Below are 18863 nucleotides of genomic sequence, written 5' to 3'. Positions count from 1 at the left end.
TGAGGTTTTCGGCCTCGCCCCTTCGTGACCTGAGAGGCCAATGGGGTAGGACATGATCAGCCTGTTGCAAGAGGCCGCCCAAAGCGTGGCCGAACATACCGAAGCGGCCGCCGCACACGGCGCGGATCAGGCCGGTCACGCGGCCGAATCCACGGGCCTGCCGCAGCTTGACATCGCCACCTTCCCGAACCAGATCTTCTGGCTCGTCGTCACCTTGCTGGCGTTGTACTGGGTGCTGTCGAACGTGGCATTGCCGCGCATCGCCGCGGTCATTTCCGACCGTCAGGGTGCCATTACCGGCGATCTGATGGCCGCCGAAGAATTCAAGCAGAAGGCCCGCGAGGCGGAAGCCGCCTATGACCAGGCCTTGGCCGATGCCCGCAGCGAGGCGGCCAAGATCGTGGCCGCCAATCGCGCCGAGATCCAGAAGGAACTGGATGCGGCGATTGCCAAGGCGGATGCCGAGATCGCAGCGCGCACCGCTGAATCGGAAAAGCGGATCGCCGAGATCCGCGAGTCGGCCGTGACCGACGCCCGCGAAGTCGCCCGCGAAGTGACGGCAGAGCTGGTCAGCAGCTTTGGCGGAAACGCCGATCAGGCTGCCGTCGATCAGGCTGTGGACAACCGCATCAAGGGGGCCGTGCAATGAAACGACTTTCTGCCATCGCCTTGCTTGCGGCCAGCGCTGGACCTGCCGCTGCAGCCACGGGGCCGTTCTTCTCGCTTGGCAACACCGACTTCATCGTCCTGATCGCGTTCCTGATCTTCGTGGGCGTGGTGATTTACTTCAAGGTTCCCTCGATCGTTGGCGGCATGCTGGACAAGCGCGCCGAGGGAATCCGTGCGGATCTGGACGAGGCGCGTCGCCTGCGCGAAGAGGCGCAGGAGATCTATGCCAGCTACGAGCGCCGTCAGCGCGAGGTGAAGGGTCAGGCACAGGAAATCGTCGCCAACGCCAAGCGCGAGGCCGAGGCGCAGGCCGCCAAGGCCCAGGCGGACCTGAAGACGTCGATCGAGCGTCGTCTGAAGGGTGCCGAGGATCAGATCGCCAGCGCCGAGAACGACGCAGTCCGTGCCGTGCGTGATCGCGCCGTCCGGACCGCCATCGCCGCAGCGTCCGAACTGCTTGCGGCGCAGGTCCAGTCCGGCCAGCGTTCGGCAGGGATCGACGATGCCATCAGCGAAGTGTCTCAGCGCCTGAACTGATGCCCGCTACGGGCGCAGATCGGCTACATCATACAAACCCCCGGTCTTCTGGCCGGGGGTTTTCATTTGGCGAACGCCGATATCCCTTAAAGTGGAACGAAAAGAGGCCGGCGGAAGCCGGCCTCGAACAGTCGTTGCGCGGGTTCGGCGTGCGCCGAGCCGTCAGTTCGTCGGGCGGATCAGGATTTCGACCCGGCGGTTCTGGGCGCGGCCCTGCGCGGTCGCGTTGGACGCCACCGGCTGGCTGGATGCGCGGCCGACCGCGACCACGCGTCCGGGATTGACGCCCGCTGCGGTCAGGATACCCGCGACCGAACCCGCCCGGCGCTGTGACAGATCCTGGTTATAGGCGGCCGAGCCGGTGCTGTCGGTGTGGCCCACGACCTCGATCCGGCTGTTCGGATACTGGTTCAGGTTGCGCGCGACTGCGTAAAGATCGCTTTGCGCCGGGCCTGACACGGCTGCGGAATCGGTGGCGAACAGGATGCCTTCGGGCAGCACGACCTGCAGATACGAGCCGTGGTTCACGACCTGGACGTTCGAGGACACCGACTGCTTCAGCGCGGCGGCCTGACGGTCGAGGATGTTCCCGGCCACGGCCCCGGCGGCGGCGCCCAGGATCGCGCCTCGTGCGGCGTCCCGGCCCTGATTGTTCTTGTCGCTGTCGCGCGTGCCGGCCAGCACCGCGCCGATTGCGGCGCCCGCGAGTGCGCCCTGCTGCGTGCGGGACATGCCCGTTGCGGTGCCGTTCGGGTTCATCGACGGATCGGTGCAGGCACCGAGCGCGATCAGCCCCGACGCGGCAATAATCGTCGTCATGCGGAGGTTCATCTGTATCCCCTTTCCTTGTCATGTGCCGGACGGGATGGCCGCCGGATCTGGCGCGCCCGATTCCGGGCCGGTTCTGGAACGTCTTGCAAGCTGGCGCAGTTCCACAACGAAGGAAAGCACAGATATGAGCGAATGCGCTGACAATGCGTCACAATTCGATCATTGGCGGCTTTCCTCCGGCAATGCCCGGCCTGCTGCATCGCGGCACTTGCAATGCGCGGCATTGATCGTCAGAAGCCTCGTGTCATGGCTAGATCTTCGCGTCTTTCACCTCCGCTGCCCTTTCAGGAACAGGTCGCGATCTTCGCGCGGCTTGAGGAGGCCAATCCGCATCCCGAAACGGAGCTGAACTTCGTTAATCCCTATACGCTGGTCGTGGCGGTGGCGTTGTCCGCGCAGGCGACCGATATCGGGGTGAACAAGGCCACCAAGGGGCTGTTCGCGGTGGCCGACACGCCGCAGAAAATGCTGGATCTGGGGCTTGAGGGCGTGACCGAACATATCCGCACCATCGGGCTTTACCGGCAGAAGGCGAAGAATGTCATCGCGTTGTCGCGGATCCTTGTTCAGGATTACGGCGGCGCGGTGCCCGACAGCCGTGCCGCGCTGATGAGCCTGCCGGGCGTCGGTCGCAAGACCGCCAATGTCGTGCTGAACTGCGCCTTCGGTCAGCCCGCGCAGGCGGTCGACACGCATATCTTCCGGGTCGGCAACCGCACGCGCCTTGCGCCGGGCCGGGACGTGGACGAGGTCGAACGCGCCATCGAGGACAACGTGCCGGCCCGGTTTCAGCAGCATGCCCATCACTGGCTGATCCTGCATGGGCGCTATATCTGTCAGGCGCGGCGCCCGCGCTGTGCCGTCTGCATCATCAACGATCTCTGCCCGTATGAGGAGAAAACCGCATGACCACGCCCTACGTGATCGGAATCGGAAACGCGGTGATGGACGTGATCTCGCCCACGGATGATGCGCGGCTTGAGGCGCTGGGGGTCCAGAAGGGGATCATGCAGCTGATCGAGCGCGAGCGGTCCGAATACCTGATGGCCGCGCAGGCCGACGATCACGGGCCGGGCCGGGCGCAGGCGCGCCTGGTGCCTGGCGGATCGGTTGCCAACACGCTGGCCGGGATCGGTGCACTGGGTCTGAAGACTGCGTTCATCGGCCGCGTGGCCGAGGACGCGCTGGGGCTGTCCTATGCCGAACAGACCGAGGCTGCGGGCACCGTGTTTGTCAATCCGCCGGTCGCGGGCGACCAGCTGCCGACCTCGCGAAGCATCATCTTGGTGACGCCGGATGGCGAGCGGTCGATGAACACCTATCTGGGCATCTCGGCCGAACTTGGGCCCGATGACGTGACCCCGTCGGTCTTTCAGGGGGCAGGGTGGCTGTTCCTGGAAGGATACCTGTTCGACAAGCCCAAGGGGAAAGAGGCGTTCCTGAAGGCGGCGCGCTGCTGTCACGAGGCGGGCGGACAGGCCGGGATCGCCTTGTCGGACCCGTTCTGCGTGGACCGGCACCGCGAGGATTTCCGCAAGCTGGTCGCGGGACCGATGGATTACGTGATCGGCAATATCCACGAATGGTCGTCGCTGTATCAGACCGAGGATCTGGAAACCGCGCTGGCCCAGGCAAGCGCCGATTGCGGCACGGTGATCTGCACCCGGTCAGGCGAGGACGCGATCCTGATCCGCGACGGCGTGCGTGTGTCCGCGCCGGTGCACAGGGTGGTTCCGGTGGATGCCACCGGCGCGGGCGATCAGTTCGCCGCCGGCCTGATCTACGGGCTGGCGCGGGGCGCCCCGCTGGAGGCCGCCGGTCGGATGGGCTGCATCGCCGCCGCCGAGGTGATCGGACATGTCGGCCCGCGCCCCGAACGCGACCTGCGCGCGGATTTTCGCGCTGAAGGGCTGATCTGACGTCGCGCTTTTGCGCTGCGTGCAAAAAACCTGACCAAATGTACAGATGTTTGGTGGCATCATCGCTGGACAAACGATGTGGTGCGGATGATATGCTGCCGCGACAATGTATTGTGAGTGGGCTTTCTGCGCGGCCCAGTTGGATGAGTTTACAGGAGTAAGGCGATGCCGACGACCTTCAATGCGTTTTATCTGGGCAATGGTGGGGCATTCACGATCGATCCCACAGAAGGAAACGCGGTCAGCGAGAACGCGATCGACCTTGTAGGTCTGACAAACGGCACCCCGGCAGATCCGCTGTTCGATCGGATCGTCAGCGTGACGGCGATTGATCAGCGTGGTGTATTGGGTGTGCTGGATACGTCGCGCAGTGCCTTTGGTCCGCAGGATCTTGTGTCCTACACACTGCCAGGGGCGTCATCACCCACCACGGCCGTTTTCGAGGGCCTGGCCAGCTATGATGCGACCGTGACATTTTTCGACGGATCTACCGGGTCGGTGTCGGCGGTCGTCTTTCAGGACGAAGCTGGAAACCTGTTCGTTGCGCCGGAAACGACGGCAAACGCAGACTCGGCCGTCTTCCAAAGTGGACCCATCGTGTCGATGCGGCTGAACGGCTTGATCTCGAACAACAGCAATCTGACCGCCAACCGCAACGCCGCAGATTTCATTACATGCTTTGTTGCCGGAACGATGATCGAGACGCCCGATGGGCCGCGCCCGGTCGAGGATCTGCGGGAAGGCGATGCGGTTGTCACCGTAGATGCAGGCGCGCAGAAGTTGCGCTGGGTCGGATCGCGTGACCTGAATGTCCGTGACACGGACAACCTGAAACCGATCCGGATCCGGACCGGTGCGCTGGGGCAAGGACTGCCGGCTACCGATCTTCTTGTCTCGCCCCAGCACCGGGTGCTGGTGCGGTCGGCGGTGGCGCAGCGGATGTTCGGCACCGACGAGGTTCTGGTCGCAGCCAAGCAATTGACCGCACTGCCGGGCATTGAAGTGGTCGATGACGCCGCGCAAGTCACCTATGTTCATCTGCTGTTCGACGATCACCAGCTGGTGACATCGAACGGTGCGGTGTCCGAATCGCTGTTCACCGGGCCGCAGGCACTGAAGGGTGTGTCCGAGGAGGCGCGCGCCGAAATTCTGGCCCTGTTCCCGGATCTGGCCGAGATCGGCGCGGATATGGAATTGCGGCAGCCTGCGCGTCCCGTGGTCCCCGGGCGGCAGGCGCGGAAACTGGCCGAGCGTCACTTGGCCAATCAGAAACCCGTCGTCGGCTGACGTAGATCTTCCTCATCTGCTGGCAGCGCCCGCCCTTGGCAAGAGGGCGGGCTTCACATTGTCATGCGTTGCGCGGCGTGTTTCGGGCGTGTATCACCGCCCGAAATTGATGAGGCGAGGACATGGATATGCGCAGGGTTGTTGTCACCGGGTTGGGGATGGTCACACCGCTTGCCTCGGGCGTCGACGCCAGTTGGCAGCGCCTGCTGGCCGGAAAATCGGGCGCCGGTCCGATCACCCGGTTCGATCCCAAGGACGTGGTGACGAAATACGCCTGCGAGATCCCGTTCGGCGATGGCAGCGACGGCAGCTTCAACCCTGATGACTGGATGGAGCCGAAGGACCGGCGCAAGGTCGATGATTTCATCCTGTATGGCATGGCCGCCGCCACGCAAGCGGTGAAGGACGCCGGCTGGGAACCCGAGGACGAGGAATCCCGCCTGCGCACCGGCGTCATGATCGGGTCCGGCATCGGCGGTCTTACCTCGATCGCGGAAACGGCTGTTCTGATCAAGGAACGCGGCCCCAAGCGTGTCAGTCCGTTCTTCATTCCAGGCGCGCTGATCAACCTGATCTCGGGTCAGGTCAGCATCCGGTTCGGGTTCAAGGGCCCCAACCATGCAGTCGTGACGGCCTGTTCGACCGGGGCGCACGCGATTGGCGACGCCGCGCGGCTGATCATGCTGGGCGATGCGGATGTCATGGTCGCGGGCGGTGCCGAGGCGCCGATCAGCGAAATCGGAATCGCGGGCTTCAACGCCTGCAAGGCATTGTCGACCAAGCGGGCCGACGATCCCCAGGCCGCCAGCCGCCCGTATGACCAGGATCGGGACGGGTTTGTGATGGGCGAAGGCGCGGGGTGTGTGGTTCTGGAAGAATACGAACACGCCAAGGCGCGCGGCGCGACAATCTATGCCGAGGTGCTGGGATACGGGCTGTCGGGGGACGCCTATCACATCACCGCACCCAGCGAGGATGGCGACGGCGGATTCCGGGCCATGCAGAACGCGCTGCGCAGTGCGAAGATCGGTCCCGAGAAGATCGACTATATCAACGCGCATGGCACCAGCACGATGGCTGACACGATCGAACTGGGCGCCGTTGAACGGCTGATGGGCGAACATGCGGCCAATGCCGTGATGTCGTCCACCAAATCCAGCATCGGGCATCTTCTGGGTGCGGCGGGCGCTGTCGAGGCGATCTTCTGCATCCTCGCAATCCGTGACCAGATCTGTCCGCCGACCATCAATCTGGACAATCCGGCGGTGCAGCCGAAGCTGGATCTGGCCGCGAATGCCGCGGTTCGGCGCAAGGTCGATGTGGTTCTGTCCAACAGTTTCGGATTCGGCGGCACCAATGCCAGTCTGATCCTTGGGAAGGTCGCAGGATGATCTGGCGCAACATCGCCTCGAATTTCCTGACCCTGCTGATCGTTCTGCTGATCGCGGTGGCAGCCGCGGTGGCTTGGGCCAAGCACGAGTTCAGCGGCCCCGGTCCCAGTGAGGTCGCCCAATGCGTCGAGATCGCGCCGGGCGCCAGCCTGAACGCAGTCAGCCAGCAGCTTGCCGCGCAGGGCGCGGTCAGCAGCGCCTATCTGTTTCGCGCGGGCGCCGACTATATGGACAAGTCGCGCGATCTGAAATTCGGCAGCTATCTTGTGCCGCCGCGTGCCAGCATGCAGGACATCGTCGGCGTGGTGACGGCGGGCGGCCCTTCGACCTGCGGGACAGAAGTGATCCTGCGGGTCGGCGTGCGCGAAAACACCGTCCTGTTGCGCGACATGAACCAGCAGACCGGCGCATTCGAGGAAATGGCACGCTATAACCCCGCCAACGAGGAACAGCCCGAAGCGATCACCGTCGCGACGGACAGCCCCGATGCCCGGATGCGGATCACCGTCGCCGAGGGCGTTACCAGCTGGCAGATCGTCGAAGGACTGAAGGCGGCCGGCTTCCTGAGCGGTGAGATCGATGAGGTTCCAGCCGAGGGAAGCCTGGCACCCGACACCTATGAGGTCGAGAAGGGATCGTCGCGAACCGCGCTGCTGGCCGACATGGCGCGCCGTCAAACCGCGATCCTTGCCGCCGAGTGGGAGGCGCGGCCCTTTGGTCTGCCTTATGAAACGCCGGAAGAGGCGTTGATCATGGCCTCGATCGTCGAGAAGGAAACGGGCGTCGCGGCCGAACGTCCGCAGGTCGCCAGCGTGTTCGTCAACCGGCTGGAACAGGGCATGCGGCTGGAAACCGACCCGACCGTGATCTATGGTATCACCAACGGCCAGGGTGTCCTTGATCGGGGTCTGAGGCGGTCGGAACTGAACACGACGACGCCTTACAACACCTATCGCATCGACGGGATGCCGCCGACGCCGATCGCCAATCCCGGACGTGCGGCGATCAACGCGGCGCTGAATCCCGCGCAGACGGATTTCATCTTCTTCGTTGCGGATGGAACGGGCGGACATGCGTTTGCACGCACGCTGGACGAGCATAACCGGAATGTTGCGCGCTGGCGCGAGATCGAGGCGCAGCGAGGAGAGGCCACGGACAGCCCCGTGCAGGGAGGCGGCTGAGCGCCGCTGCATAGGGTTTGACAAAGCCCGCCCCACGCCGCAGGCTGCGTTGTGATGGGGCGGGCTTTTTTCATGGCGTCGGCTGCGCCGGCCCGCACCCTCTGATATAAGGAGGATGCGTGATGAAACTGTCCGACATGTTTTCGACCCTCGCCGAGAACGCCCGAACGTTCGAACAGCGGGCCGCCGAATGGCAGGACGACATGAGCGCTCGTAATGACGAGATGATGGCTGGTGCCCGGAAGTGGCAAGAGACCGCCTTGCAACGGCAGGACGAGTTGAACGCACAGATGCGCGGCTATTTCGAGGAAGCGAACGAGAATGTGCGCACCCAGTGGCAGACCATGCAATCCGCTTGGGAAGAGCAGTTTCAGAAGATGCGTGAAAAGGGCGAGGAGATGCGAGAGCAGGCCCTGAAGAGCGGCCATTTCCCGGATTGGGCCGAGGCCTATGCCGCGCAGATGGTGGCTTTCGCGCAGAAGATGCAGGATGAAGCCAGCACCGCCATCGCGGCAGCGACCGAAGCGCGCGCGAAGGGAAATCCCAAAAAGAAGGGCTGATGTCCGGCTTGGCGATCTCGCGCCCGCCACGTCGGTGTGGCGGGCGTTTTCGTGCGCGATTCTTGCAGAACGGGACTGGTGTTGCGCAGCGTACGCAAAGGATGTTGCGCGAACTAAGTATCTATTATTGTTATGTAAATTTTGACGCGTAGATCGTCCGATGGTTTATAGATTGACTAACCGAACGCCCTAGGGTAGAAATTATACATGCTGGGAGAAATGGGCAAGCGGCCGGGGGGTGACCCCTTGGGCCGCTTTTCCATTTCTTGGCTCGTGCGGACAGGACACGAGGCGGGACAGTTTGCATGAACGATATGGAATGGGGCGGGGTCGGTGATCCCGAAGGGCCGTTTGTGGCCACGTCGCACGTCACCGACAAGCCTGCGGACCAGGTCGGGGAAGCGCGGCGAAGATATGATCCGGAAGAGGCGATCACCGTCGCGGATGGGCTATTCTTCTCTTACGTCAAGGACCTGGAAGCGTATCAGGATGCCCTGGCGGCGGGAAGTTCGGCTTCTGTCGATCCGGCAGAGTTGAAGAAGGCCACGCAGGTGGCGCGGGGTGTCCGCGAAGCCATCCACATGATGATGACGGAAAGGGACAGGGTTGACAAACTTCGCAAGGATATCGCCGGCGGGGTCGGAGGAGGCAGCCTCGATCTTGACGCGGCAAGAGATGAGATCGGGCGCCGCCTGGCTTGCCTCCGCCGCGCCGGAGGAAGTTGACGCGTTTCTGGGTGGCCTGTCCGAGAACGCGCTGATGGCGTTGCCTTGGCTGTTCGAGTTCTGGGCCCTGCCGCACCAGTTGCCGCCGGAAGGCGATTGGAAAAGCTGGGTCATCATGGGCGGGCGTGGTGCGGGCAAGACCCGCGCAGGCTCGGAGTGGGTGCGGCGGATGGTCGAGGGGCCGACCGCCGCCGCACCCGGCAAGTGCCATCGCGTCGCGTTGGTCGGAGAGACCTTCGATCAGGCGCGTGAGGTGATGGTGATGGGCGAGAGCGGCATTCTTGCCTGCTCTCCTCCGGATCGCCGGCCGGTCTGGGAGGCCGGGCGACGCCGGCTGGTCTGGGCCAACGGTGCGACTGCGACGGTCTACTCTGCGCATGAACCCGAAGCGCTGCGCGGGCCGCAATTCGACGCTGCCTGGGTCGATGAGTTGGCCAAGTGGAAGAAGGCGGAGGACAGCTGGGACATGCTTCAGTTCGCGCTGCGGCTGGGGCGGCATCCGCAGCAGGTCGTCACGACGACTCCGCGCAATGTCGGCGTGCTGAAGCGCATACTTGGCAATGCCAGCACCGTGACGACCCACGCGCCGACCGACGCCAACCGGGCCTATCTGGCCGAAAGTTTCCTGGCCGAGGTCGAGGCGCGTTACGGCGGAACGAGACTGGGACGGCAGGAACTGGACGGGGTTCTGCTGGACGATGTGGAAGGCGCGCTGTGGACGACCCAGATGCTGGAGGGCGCGCGGGTGGATCACGCGCCGAAACTGAGCCGCGTTGTGGTCGCGGTCGATCCGGCGGTCACGGCAAGCAAGGCCAGCGACGAATGCGGGATCGTGGTCGCTGGCGTTCTGGCCGATGGCGAGCCGCGCGACTGGCGCGCCTTTGTGCTGGAAGATGCGACGATCAGGGGCGGGCCGACGGACTGGGCGCGTGCGGCGATTGCCGCCATGGACCGGCATGGGGCCGAGAAACTGGTGGCCGAGGTCAATCAGGGCGGTGATCTGGTTGAGAGCGTGATCCGGCAGATCGACCCTCTGGTGCCCTTCAAGGCGCTGCGGGCCGGTCGCGGCAAGGGGCTGCGCGCCGAGCCTGTCGCGGCGTTGTACGAGCAGGGTCGCGTCCGGCATGTGCGGAGCGGCAGTCTTGGGGCGCTGGAGGACCAGATGTGCCAGATGACGGTTCGGGGGTTCGAAGGACGAGGGTCGCCTGATCGGTTGGATGCGATGGTTTGGGCCATCCATGAGCTGATGATCGAACCGGCCGCGGGATGGCGGCGGCCTCAGATGCGGCGCTTGTGACGACGGTGCCGGGGGTTCCACCCCCGGACCCCCAGGAAATTTCAGCAAAGAAGAAGGGGCTGGCCTGCGGGTCGGCCCTTTTTCATGGCCGGGACATGGAGGCGAGCATGGCGTTTCGTTTATTTTCGCGGGAGGAAAAGATCGCTCCCGTGCAGGAGAGGAAGGCCAGCGCGACGGGCCGGGTTGTGGCGTTCGCGACCGGTTCGGGGCGGCCAGTCTGGTCGGCGCGCGACACCGGGTCGCTGACGCGGGGCGGGTTCGTGGGAAATCCCGTGGGTTTTCGCTGCGTCAAGCTGATTGCCGAGGCCGCGGCTGCGGTGCCCCTGGTGTGCCAGGATCGCGAGCGGCGCTATGACACCCATCCGGTCATCGACCTGCTGCGCAGACCCAATCCGGGGCAGGGACGCGCCGAGCTGTTCGAGGCGTTATTCGGGCAGATGCTGCTGTCGGGAAACGGTTATGTCGAGGCGGTCGGACTGTCCGTGGCAGGGCTGCCCGAAGAGTTGCATGTCCTGCGTTCAGACCGGATGAGCATCGTGCCGGGCGAGGATGGCTGGCCGGTCGCCTTCGAGTATGCGGTCGGCGGCCGCAAGCACCGTTTTGACATGACGGGCAGCCCCGATCCGATCTGTCATGTGAAAAGCTTTCATCCGCAGGACGACCATTACGGTCTGTCCCCGATGCAGGCGGCAGCGGTGGCGTTGGACGTCCACAACAGCGCCTCGGCCTGGTCCAAGGCGTTGCTGGACAACGCGGCGCGACCCAGCGGTGCGATCGTCTACAAGGGTGCGGATGGGCAGGGCGTGCTGAGCCCCGAACAGTATGACCGGCTGGTGGGCGAGATCGAGATGAACCACCAGGGCGCGCGGAATGCGGGCAGGCCGATGCTGCTGGAGGGCGGACTGGACTGGAAGCCCATGGGGTTCAGCCCCAGCGACATGGAATTCCATCAGACGAAGATGGCAGCATCGCGCGAGATCGCCTTGGCGTTCGGCGTGCCGCCGATGCTGCTGGGGATCCCCGGCGATGCGACCTATGCCAATTATGCCGAGGCGCACCGGGCCTTCTATCGGTTGACCGTGCTGCCGTTGGCGACGCGGGTGGCTGCCTCGGTCGCCTGGTGGCTGTCCGAGCATCTTGGCACCGAGATCGATCTGCGCCCCGATCCCGACCGGATCCCGGCCTTGTCGGATGAACGCGATCAGCAGTGGAAGCGCATCAGCGAGGCCGGTTTCCTGACCGATGCCGAGAAACGGGCGCTGCTGGGGCTGCCGCCGCTGGCCGATGGGTGAGGCGATGGAGGGATCTCGTTTCGTCAAGGATGCCTTCGGCTGGCACGATCAGCGGTTCGAGGCGCAGGAGCGGATCATGGCGCTGCAGTTCGGCACCGTCGAGAAGCGGCTGGAGCGGATCGAGGCGCTGATCGAAGGGCTGGAGAGGCGATTGTGGATGACCGTCTACGGCGTCGTCGCGGTGATCCTGACACAGGCGGTGCAGGGCATTCTGGAATATGCGCCGAAAGGAGGCTGAGGGAATGGTTCCGGGACTTGAGGTGAAATTCGCGGGCGGGGCACCGATCCTGTCCGAAGGTCATGTGATCGAGGGCTATGCCAGCCTTTTCGGGATGACCGATCAGGGCGGCGATGCGGTGCTGCCGGGCGCCTTCGCGGCCAGTCTGAAGCGACTGACGGGCAAGGGCGACAAGGTCCGGATGCTGTGGCAGCACGATCCGACCCGGCCCATCGGTGTCTGGGACGAGGTTCGCGAGGACGAACGGGGTCTATGGGTCAAGGGGCGATTGCTGCCCGATGTGGCGCAGGCCCGCGAGGCGGCTGCGCTGATCCAGGCGGGCGCGATCGACGGGCTGTCGATCGGCTATCGCACGATCAGGGCCGAACGCGACCAGAAGGGCCGGCGCGCGCTGACCGAAGTTGAATTGTGGGAAGTGTCGCTGGTGACCTTCCCCATGCTTCCCGAGGCCAAGGTCGGTCGCAAGGAGGCGGATGAACTGCGCGAGATCGCCGCGCTGTTCATTGCGGCATCCGAGGTGCTGCGGACCGAGTGAAATAGATGCCGCGCGCAAGCGCGCATCCCATGGGTTCGGACCTTGCCCTGCAAGCTGGTCCGGCAACAGGGGCGGGTGGGCCCCGCACATCGCGATGAGGAGAAGACCATGACCGAGGCAAAGGCCGCGGACGGCGGAGATCCGTCCGCCGATCTGAAAGGGGCCATGATGGGGTTCGTCGGTGAACTCAGGGGTTTCCGGGAAGATATCCAGACAAAACTGCAAGCACAGGAAGAGCGCATGAACATGCTTGATCGCAAGACCGCCATCCGGGGCCGTGCGCCCCTTTCGACCACCGCCGAAACTGAGATCCCACACCAGAAGGCGTTCAATGCCTATCTGCGCAGCGGTGACGATGACGGGCTGCGCGGTCTGGTCATCGAAGAGAAAGGCCTGACGGTCGCCAGCGATGGGGGCTTCCTGGCAGCGCCTCGGGTCGCGGAAGCGGTGCAGAGCGTACTGCGTTCGGGCGCGTCGCTGCGCAAGCTGGCAAATGTCGTGGCCGTGGAATCCTCGGCCTACGAGGTTCTGGTGGACAAGGGCGACATGGGTGCCGGATGGTCCACCGAGGCGGATTCGACAGAAACCGCGACCGGTGGGATCGAGCGTATCTCGATTCCGGTGCATGAACTGTCAGCGATGCCCAAGGCCAGTCAGCGCCTGCTGGATGATGCCGCGTTCGACGTCGAGGCCTGGCTGGCCGAGCGGATCGCCGACAAGTTCGCTCGTTCCGAGGCTGCCGCCTTCGTGATCGGCGACGGCGTCGCCAAGCCGCGCGGCATCCTGTCCTATCCGGTCGCCGCGAACGATGCAGCCGCCGACGGTCAGATCGGAATCGTCACCAGCGGTGCGTTGGGCGACTTCAACCCTGAGGCGCCAGCGGATGCGCTGATCGACCTGATCTATGCTCTGGGTGCAGAGTATCGTTCGAACGCCAGCTTCGTGATGAACTCCAAGACCGCCGCGCGCATCCGCAAGATGAAGGATGCCGATGGCCGCTTCCTATGGACGGATGCGCTGTCGGCGGGCCAGGCGCCGCAGCTGTTGGGATATCCGGTGATGATCAGCGAGGACATGCCCGACATCGAGATGGAATCTCTGTCGATCGCCTTTGGTGACTTCCGCGCGGCCTATACGATCGTCGAACGTCCTGACCTGCGCGTGCTGCGCGACCCGTTCAGCGCCAAGCCGCATGTTCTGTTCTATGCGACCAAGCGCGTCGGAGGGGGCGTCACCGACTTCCGTGCCGTCAAGCTGCTGCAGTTCGCCTGATCCCTTCCGGATCGGGCGAGGGAGGGGGCTGCGCACGGGTCACGGGTCATTCCGGCTTTGCATCTGTCCGCGCGCGCTGATGGCCTGCGCGCGGGCGCGGCCCCTTCCCACATACGAAAACCAGGCGGGGCCGCTGGGGGCCCGCCGACGTAGAACGACCAGGCGGACGGCAGGACGGGAGGTTCGCGACATGATGCTGATTGAGGAAACGGCGCCGGCGGCGGAGGCGCTGCCGGTCGCCGCGCTGCGCGAGCATTTGCGGCTTGGCTCGGGCTTCCAGATCGCCGAAGACAGCGCCGAGACTGCGGCGCTGACGGGGTATCTGCGCGCCGCGATTGCCACCATCGAGGCCCGCACCGGGAAGGTGCTGCTGACCCGGCGCTTTCGGATGCAGCTGGATGACTGGCGTGACCGGCTGGGGCAACCCCTGCCTTTGGCGCCGGTGATCTCGGTTCAGGGGATCTCGATAGAAGACGGTGCGGGCACCGTCACAGAGATGGCTCCGGAAAGTTGGCGTTTGCTGCCCGACAGCCAACGTCCGATGATCTTGCCGACCGGGGTGATCCTGCCGCATGTGCCGCGTCGCGGCAGTGTGACGGCGACGTTCACGGCGGGGTTCGGCGCGGACTGGGCGGCGGTGCCTGCCGATCTGGCCCAGGCGGTGCTGATGCTGGCAGCCAGATACTATGAGGATCGCAGCTTCGAGGGCAGCAAGGGCGCAATGCCGTTTGGGGTCAGCGCGTTGATCGAGCGCTGGCGCCAGGTGCGGACCCTGGCCGGCCGCGGCAGCCGGGAGATGCGCTGATGAGTGTGCCGAGGTTGAACACCCGCCTCGCGTTGGAGGCCCCGGAACGGCAGGCCGACGGCATGGGCGGGCATCGCGTCGTCTGGCAGCGTCTTGGCACGCTGTGGGCCGAGATGAACGCGGGTTCGGGACGGGAAAGGTTCGCCGAGGTCGGCCCCGAAAGCGTCGTCTCGTGGCGGATCACGGTGCGTGGCGCGCCTTCGGGCGACCCACGCAGACCCCTGCCGGGACAGCGCTTGCGATTGCAGGACCGCCTGTTCCGGATCGAGGCGGTGGCTGAGCGTGACGCGGCTGGTCTTTGGCTGACCTGCTTCGCGAAAGAGGAGGAACCCGCATGAGCTATGCGGCCGGGGTGGCGCTGCAGGGCGCGGTCTATCAGCATCTGCGCGCCGACACGGCATTGGCCGCGCTGGTGGGCGATGCGATTTTCGATGCGATGCCGGTCGATGCGCCAAGCGGCGTGTTCGTGTCGCTGGGGCCGGAGGAGACACGGGATGCGGGCGACATGACCGCTTCCGGGTCGCAGCACGATTTCATCGTATCGGTGTTGTCGGGGGCCGATGACAGCGCAGGTTTCGCCGCCGTCAAGACAACGGCGGTGGCTGTCAGCGAGGCGCTGGAAAACGGCGCGATGTCGCTGGAACGCGGGCATCTGGCGGGATTGTGGTTCCTGCGCGCCAAGGCGCGGCGGGTGGAAAACGGGGCTGCGCGGCGGGTCGATCTGACGTTCCGCGCGCGCATTGATCTGGGCTGAGGAGACGGACCCATGGCGGTACAGAACGGACGCGATCTGCTGATCAAGATGGACATGACGGGCGATGGCGCCTTTGAGACGGTGGCCGGGCTGCGCGCAAGCCGCCTGTCCTTCAACGCCGAGACGGTGGACGTCACTTCGCTGGAAAGCGAGGGGGGCTGGCGCGAATTGCTGGGCGGAGCCGGGATGCGCAGCGCTTCGGTCTCGGGATCGGGCGTGTTTCGCGACGCCGATACCGATGCAAGGGCACGGCAGGCATTCTTCGACGGTGAAGTCCCGCTTTTCCAGGTGGTGATCCCGGATTTCGGCACAGTCGAAGGGCCGTTTCAGATCACGGCGCTGGAATATTCGGGAAGCTACAATGGCGAGGCGACCTATGAGCTGACCATGGCTTCGGCCGGGGTGCTTGGCTTTACGGCGCTGTGATGGTGAACCCGTTGCGTGGCGAGGTCGAGGTGGTGCTGGACGGTCAGCCGTATGTCGCCCGGCTGACATTGGGCGCGCTGGCGGAACTTGAACATGATCTGGGCGCCGACAGCCTGCTGGCGGTCGCCGAACGGTTCGAGGCCGGTCGCTTCTCAAGCCGCGACGTGTTGTCGGTGCTGGTGGCCGGGCTACGGGGCGGCGGATGGCAGGGCCGGGCAGCTGACTTGCTGACCACCGAGATCGGCGGCGGACCGGTCGCGGCGGGGCGCGCCGCTGCCGAGCTGCTGGCACGCGCATTTCGGATCGACGCATGACGCGCAGTGACGGGGCGAAGGCCGGGCTGGACTGGTCCGGCCTGATGCAGGCCGGATTGCGGGGGCTGGGTCTGCGACCGGATCAGTTCTGGTCTCTGACACCGGCAGAATTGGCCCTGATGCTGGGCATCGAGGCCGGACCCCCGGCAATGACACGTGATCGGCTGGCCGAATTGGCCGCCCGATATCCGGACAGGCCGATGACCGCGCCATCCGGCAACAAGGACAACTGACAAGCGGGGGCCATCATCATGGCGAACAAGGACGGTTTCGGAACCACGCTGGACCAGGTGGATGAGGGGTTTGGCCAGACCAGCCGGATGGCGGCGGAATTCGAGGCCGAGCTGGCGCGGCTTCGGCAGTCGATGATGTTTACCACGCGCGAGGTTGGCAGCTTGAGCTCGGGCATCGAAACTGGCCTGCGTCGGGCCTTTGATGGATTGATCTTCGATGGGCAAAAGCTCTCGGACGCGCTGAAAGGCATCGGACGGCAGATCGCGGATACCGTTTTTTCGATCGCGATGAAGCCGGTGGAAAGTGCCTTGGCAGGATCCTTGGCGGGGGGCGTGACAGGGATGCTGTCGGGCGCGCTGCCCTTTGCGCAAGGGGGGGCCTTCGTTCAGGGGCGTGTGATGCCATTCGCTAAGGGGGGGGTCGTCGCCGAGCCCACGCATTTTCCGATGCGCGGCGCCACGGGATTGATGGGCGAGGCTGGCCCCGAGGCGATCATGCCCCTGCGGCGTGGCGCGGATGGCCGTCTTGGCGTAGCGGCGGCGGGTGGGGCAGCCAGACCCGTCAATGTCACGGTCAATGTCAGCACGCCTGATGTCGCAGGTTTCCAGCGCAGCCAGTCGCAGATCGCGGCGCAATTGGGCCGCGCGCTGGCGCGCGGTGATCGCAACGCCTGAGTGCGAGGAGGCAGAAATGGCATTTCATGAGGTCAGATTCCCCGCGAACCTGTCGTTCGGATCGATCGGGGGGCCGGAACGGAGAACCGAGATCGTCGCGCTGGCCAGCGGTTTCGAGGAACGCAATACGCCATGGGCACATGCGCGCCGCCGCTTTGACGCCGGAATGGGATTGCGTTCGCTGGACGATCTTGCGGCGCTTGTGGCGTTTTTCGAGGCACGGGCTGGACAGTTGCACGGGTTCCGGTGGAAGGATTGGTCGGACTTCAAGAGCTGCGTTCCGTCGAAGGAACCAGCCTTCGACGATCAGGAGATCGCACGGGGCGACGGCAACACCCTCAGCTTCCAGCTGATCAAGTCCTATGCTTCGGGACCGGCGAAATACCATCGGCCCGTCACAAAGCCGGTGCGAGACACGGTCCGCGCGGGTGTGGGCGGCGTCGAACGGTATCCGGACATTGACTATGATGTCGATTTCGGCACCGGTGTCGTCACGTTTCGCGTGCCCCCCGAACCCGGCGCACGCGTCTCTGCAGGCTATGAATACGACGTTCCCGTCAGGTTCGACACCGATCGGATCGCGGTTTCCGTCGCCTCGTTCCATGCCGGCGAGATCCCGCAGATCCCTGTGGTCGAGGTGCGGATATGACCACAACGACGATTTGTCGGGCCTGGGCCATTCAGAGGCGTGATGGCGTTGTTCTGGGGTTCACCGATCACGATGCACGGATTGAATTCGACGGTATCCTGTTTCGGCCGGATCACGGCATGAGTGCGCGGGCACTGGTGCAGGGGTCAGGCTTGTCGGTGGACAATTCTGAGGCTGCAGGCGCGTTGTCGGATGATGCAATCACCGAACGTGACCTGCTGGCCGGGCTTTGGGACGGCGCGACGCTGCGGATGTGGGAAATCGATTGGAACGACCCTCGTGCACGGACGCTGATCTTTGCCGGATCGTTGGGCGAGGTTTCGCGAGGAAACGGTTCTTTCCGTGCCGAATTGCGGGGGTTGTCCGAACCGCTGAATGCAGCGCAGGGCCGGGTTTACCATCCACGCTGCTCGGCCCGGCTTGGGGATGGGTGCTGCAAGCTTGACCTTGCCGACGACAGATGGCGCGGAACTGTCGCTGTCGAAGGCCTGGAAGAGGGTCGGATCCTGCGCTTTGCGTCGTTCGGAAATTTCATGAGGGGATGGTTCGAACGCGGATCCTTGCTGGTTCTTGACGGTCCCGCGAAGGGTTTGGGCGGGGTCGTCAAGAATGACATTTCGTTGCCGGGCGGTGCGCGAGAGATCGAACTGTGGCAGGCGATGGCGATACTGCCCCGGGTGGGCGACCGTCTTCGACTGACCACAGGTTGCGACAAGCGCGCCGACACATGCCAGAAGAAGTTCGCCAACTTCCTGAACTTCCGCGGCTTTCCACATTTGCCAAGCGAAGACTGGTTGATGGCACCGGGTGCCGAGGGCCGAAATGGGTGATGGCGACAGGGTGGTGGCGATCGCGCGCGGCTGGATCGGAACGCCGTATGTGCATCAGGCCAGCGTGCAGGGTGCGGGTGCAGACTGTCTGGGTCTGATCCGTGGAATATGGCGATCACTCTATGGATGCGAGCCCGAGGCGACGCCCGAATACACACCCGACTGGGGAGAATTCCGCGCGGACGAACCGCTTCTGGCCGGGGCGGCGCGGCATCTAGTGCCCATCGTGCGGACAGATCCTTTCTGTGAAGGGCAGGTCCTGCTGTTCCGAATGCGCCAGGGTGCGGTTGCCAAGCATCTGGGCATCGTCTCGGTGGCGCAGGATCCGGCGCGGTTCCTTGACGCCTATACGCATCACGGCGTGATAGAAAGCCAACTGACCAGTCCCTGGCGGCAACGGATTGCCGCCAGGTTCCGCTTTCCATGATGAACAACTTGAGGAG

At 64.7% G+C, this 18863-nt stretch carries 25 protein-coding genes; 24 read left to right on the top strand and 1 reads right to left on the bottom strand.

Features of this window, described 5'->3' with window-relative positions; all coding sequences use genetic code 11:
- The first annotated feature begins 52 nt into the window (after positions 1 to 52).
- Positions 53 to 649 (top strand): F0F1 ATP synthase subunit B', encoded by a 597-nt coding sequence (locus MU516_RS06055; protein ID WP_260276332.1) that lies wholly within the window; start codon positions 53 to 55, stop codon positions 647 to 649.
- The gene (locus MU516_RS06050; RefSeq protein WP_260276331.1) at positions 646 to 1206 is read left to right on the top strand and encodes a F0F1 ATP synthase subunit B; all 561 of its coding nucleotides are present in this window, start codon (positions 646 to 648) and stop codon (positions 1204 to 1206) included. The genes MU516_RS06055 and MU516_RS06050 overlap by 4 nt, the downstream gene beginning before the upstream one ends.
- Positions 1207 to 1368: 162 nt before the next feature.
- Here MU516_RS06050 and MU516_RS06045 read toward each other — a convergent pair whose 3' ends face one another.
- Complete coding sequence (locus MU516_RS06045) at positions 1369 to 2037, bottom strand: YiaD family glycine zipper/OmpA-like lipoprotein (RefSeq protein WP_486651769.1); 669 nt, start codon at positions 2035 to 2037, stop codon at positions 1369 to 1371.
- Between the two features lie 246 nt (positions 2038 to 2283).
- Here MU516_RS06045 and nth point away from each other — a divergent pair, with 246 nt between their 5' ends.
- The 22 genes from nth (at position 2284) to MU516_RS05935 (ending at position 18847) form a co-directional block, all read left to right on the top strand.
- On the top strand, positions 2284 to 2946 hold the full coding sequence (gene nth, locus MU516_RS06040; RefSeq protein ID WP_260276329.1) for an endonuclease III: 663 nt from the start codon (positions 2284 to 2286) through the stop codon (positions 2944 to 2946).
- The gene (locus MU516_RS06035; RefSeq protein ID WP_260276328.1) at positions 2943 to 3956 is read left to right on the top strand and encodes an adenosine kinase; all 1014 of its coding nucleotides are present in this window, start codon (positions 2943 to 2945) and stop codon (positions 3954 to 3956) included. Before nth ends, MU516_RS06035 begins: the two co-directional genes overlap by 4 nt.
- 165 nt (positions 3957 to 4121) lie before the next feature.
- Positions 4122 to 5243, top strand: coding sequence for a Hint domain-containing protein (locus MU516_RS06030; RefSeq protein WP_260276327.1), 1122 nt, complete (start codon positions 4122 to 4124; stop codon positions 5241 to 5243).
- Positions 5244 to 5371: 128 nt separating this feature from the next.
- Positions 5372 to 6634 carry a beta-ketoacyl-ACP synthase II gene (gene fabF, locus MU516_RS06025; protein ID WP_260276326.1) on the top strand — a complete coding sequence of 421 codons (1263 nt, stop codon included), beginning with the start codon at positions 5372 to 5374 and terminating at the stop codon, positions 6632 to 6634.
- Entirely contained in the window at positions 6631 to 7815 is a 1185-nt protein-coding gene (mltG, locus tag MU516_RS06020; protein WP_260276325.1) for an endolytic transglycosylase MltG, read from the top strand. Before fabF ends, mltG begins: the two co-directional genes overlap by 4 nt.
- Before the next feature lie 122 nt (positions 7816 to 7937).
- Positions 7938 to 8375, top strand: a complete 438-nt coding sequence (locus MU516_RS06015; protein WP_260276324.1) for a hypothetical protein — start codon at positions 7938 to 7940, stop codon at positions 8373 to 8375.
- Between the two features lie 305 nt (positions 8376 to 8680).
- Positions 8681 to 9100 carry a permease gene (locus tag MU516_RS06010; RefSeq protein WP_260276323.1) on the top strand — a complete coding sequence of 140 codons (420 nt, stop codon included), beginning with the start codon at positions 8681 to 8683 and terminating at the stop codon, positions 9098 to 9100.
- Positions 9051 to 10397 (top strand): DNA-packaging protein, encoded by a 1347-nt coding sequence (locus MU516_RS06005; RefSeq protein ID WP_260276322.1) that lies wholly within the window; start codon positions 9051 to 9053, stop codon positions 10395 to 10397. Before MU516_RS06010 ends, MU516_RS06005 begins: the two co-directional genes overlap by 50 nt.
- Positions 10398 to 10504: 107 nt before the next feature.
- Positions 10505 to 11689 carry a phage portal protein gene (locus tag MU516_RS06000; RefSeq protein ID WP_260276321.1) on the top strand — a complete coding sequence of 395 codons (1185 nt, stop codon included), beginning with the start codon at positions 10505 to 10507 and terminating at the stop codon, positions 11687 to 11689.
- Between the two features lie 4 nt (positions 11690 to 11693).
- Positions 11694 to 11927, top strand: a complete 234-nt coding sequence (locus MU516_RS05995; RefSeq protein WP_209056887.1) for a GTA head formation protein, RCAP_rcc01685 family — start codon at positions 11694 to 11696, stop codon at positions 11925 to 11927.
- A gap of 4 nt (positions 11928 to 11931) precedes the next feature.
- Positions 11932 to 12462: an HK97 family phage prohead protease gene (locus MU516_RS05990; RefSeq protein ID WP_260276320.1), complete on the top strand. Its 531-nt coding sequence runs from the start codon at positions 11932 to 11934 to the stop codon at positions 12460 to 12462.
- Positions 12463 to 12570: 108 nt separating this feature from the next.
- On the top strand, positions 12571 to 13734 hold the full coding sequence (locus MU516_RS05985; protein ID WP_260276319.1) for a phage major capsid protein: 1164 nt from the start codon (positions 12571 to 12573) through the stop codon (positions 13732 to 13734).
- A 190-nt stretch (positions 13735 to 13924) separates the two neighbouring features.
- On the top strand, positions 13925 to 14539 hold the full coding sequence (locus MU516_RS05980; protein WP_260276318.1) for a head-tail connector protein: 615 nt from the start codon (positions 13925 to 13927) through the stop codon (positions 14537 to 14539).
- Positions 14539 to 14877 (top strand): head-tail adaptor protein, encoded by a 339-nt coding sequence (locus tag MU516_RS05975; RefSeq protein ID WP_260276317.1) that lies wholly within the window; start codon positions 14539 to 14541, stop codon positions 14875 to 14877. The genes MU516_RS05980 and MU516_RS05975 overlap by 1 nt, the downstream gene beginning before the upstream one ends.
- A complete protein-coding gene (locus MU516_RS05970; RefSeq protein WP_260276316.1) occupies positions 14874 to 15293 on the top strand; it encodes a DUF3168 domain-containing protein in 420 nt (139 codons plus the stop codon). Before MU516_RS05975 ends, MU516_RS05970 begins: the two co-directional genes overlap by 4 nt.
- A 12-nt stretch (positions 15294 to 15305) precedes the next feature.
- Complete coding sequence (locus MU516_RS05965; RefSeq protein ID WP_260276315.1) at positions 15306 to 15719, top strand: phage major tail protein, TP901-1 family; 414 nt, start codon at positions 15306 to 15308, stop codon at positions 15717 to 15719.
- Positions 15719 to 16033, top strand: coding sequence for a gene transfer agent family protein (locus MU516_RS05960; protein WP_260276314.1), 315 nt, complete (start codon positions 15719 to 15721; stop codon positions 16031 to 16033). Before MU516_RS05965 ends, MU516_RS05960 begins: the two co-directional genes overlap by 1 nt.
- Positions 16030 to 16266 (top strand): rcc01693 family protein, encoded by a 237-nt coding sequence (locus tag MU516_RS05955; RefSeq protein WP_260276313.1) that lies wholly within the window; start codon positions 16030 to 16032, stop codon positions 16264 to 16266. Before MU516_RS05960 ends, MU516_RS05955 begins: the two co-directional genes overlap by 4 nt.
- An 18-nt stretch (positions 16267 to 16284) precedes the next feature.
- Positions 16285 to 16941 carry a phage tail tape measure protein gene (locus MU516_RS05950; protein WP_425606812.1) on the top strand — a complete coding sequence of 219 codons (657 nt, stop codon included), beginning with the start codon at positions 16285 to 16287 and terminating at the stop codon, positions 16939 to 16941.
- A 16-nt stretch (positions 16942 to 16957) separates the two neighbouring features.
- Positions 16958 to 17590 carry a DUF2460 domain-containing protein gene (locus tag MU516_RS05945; protein ID WP_260276312.1) on the top strand — a complete coding sequence of 211 codons (633 nt, stop codon included), beginning with the start codon at positions 16958 to 16960 and terminating at the stop codon, positions 17588 to 17590.
- Entirely contained in the window at positions 17587 to 18420 is an 834-nt protein-coding gene (locus tag MU516_RS05940; protein ID WP_260276311.1) for a DUF2163 domain-containing protein, read from the top strand. Before MU516_RS05945 ends, MU516_RS05940 begins: the two co-directional genes overlap by 4 nt.
- Positions 18413 to 18847, top strand: a complete 435-nt coding sequence (locus MU516_RS05935; RefSeq protein WP_260276310.1) for a C40 family peptidase — start codon at positions 18413 to 18415, stop codon at positions 18845 to 18847. Before MU516_RS05940 ends, MU516_RS05935 begins: the two co-directional genes overlap by 8 nt.
- The last annotated feature ends 16 nt before the right edge of the window (positions 18848 to 18863 follow it).

The sequence above is a fragment of the Paracoccus maritimus genome (assembly GCF_025195095.1).
Classification (GTDB): domain Bacteria; phylum Pseudomonadota; class Alphaproteobacteria; order Rhodobacterales; family Rhodobacteraceae; genus Paracoccus; species Paracoccus maritimus.
This window is presented reverse-complemented; position numbering and strand designations above follow the sequence as displayed.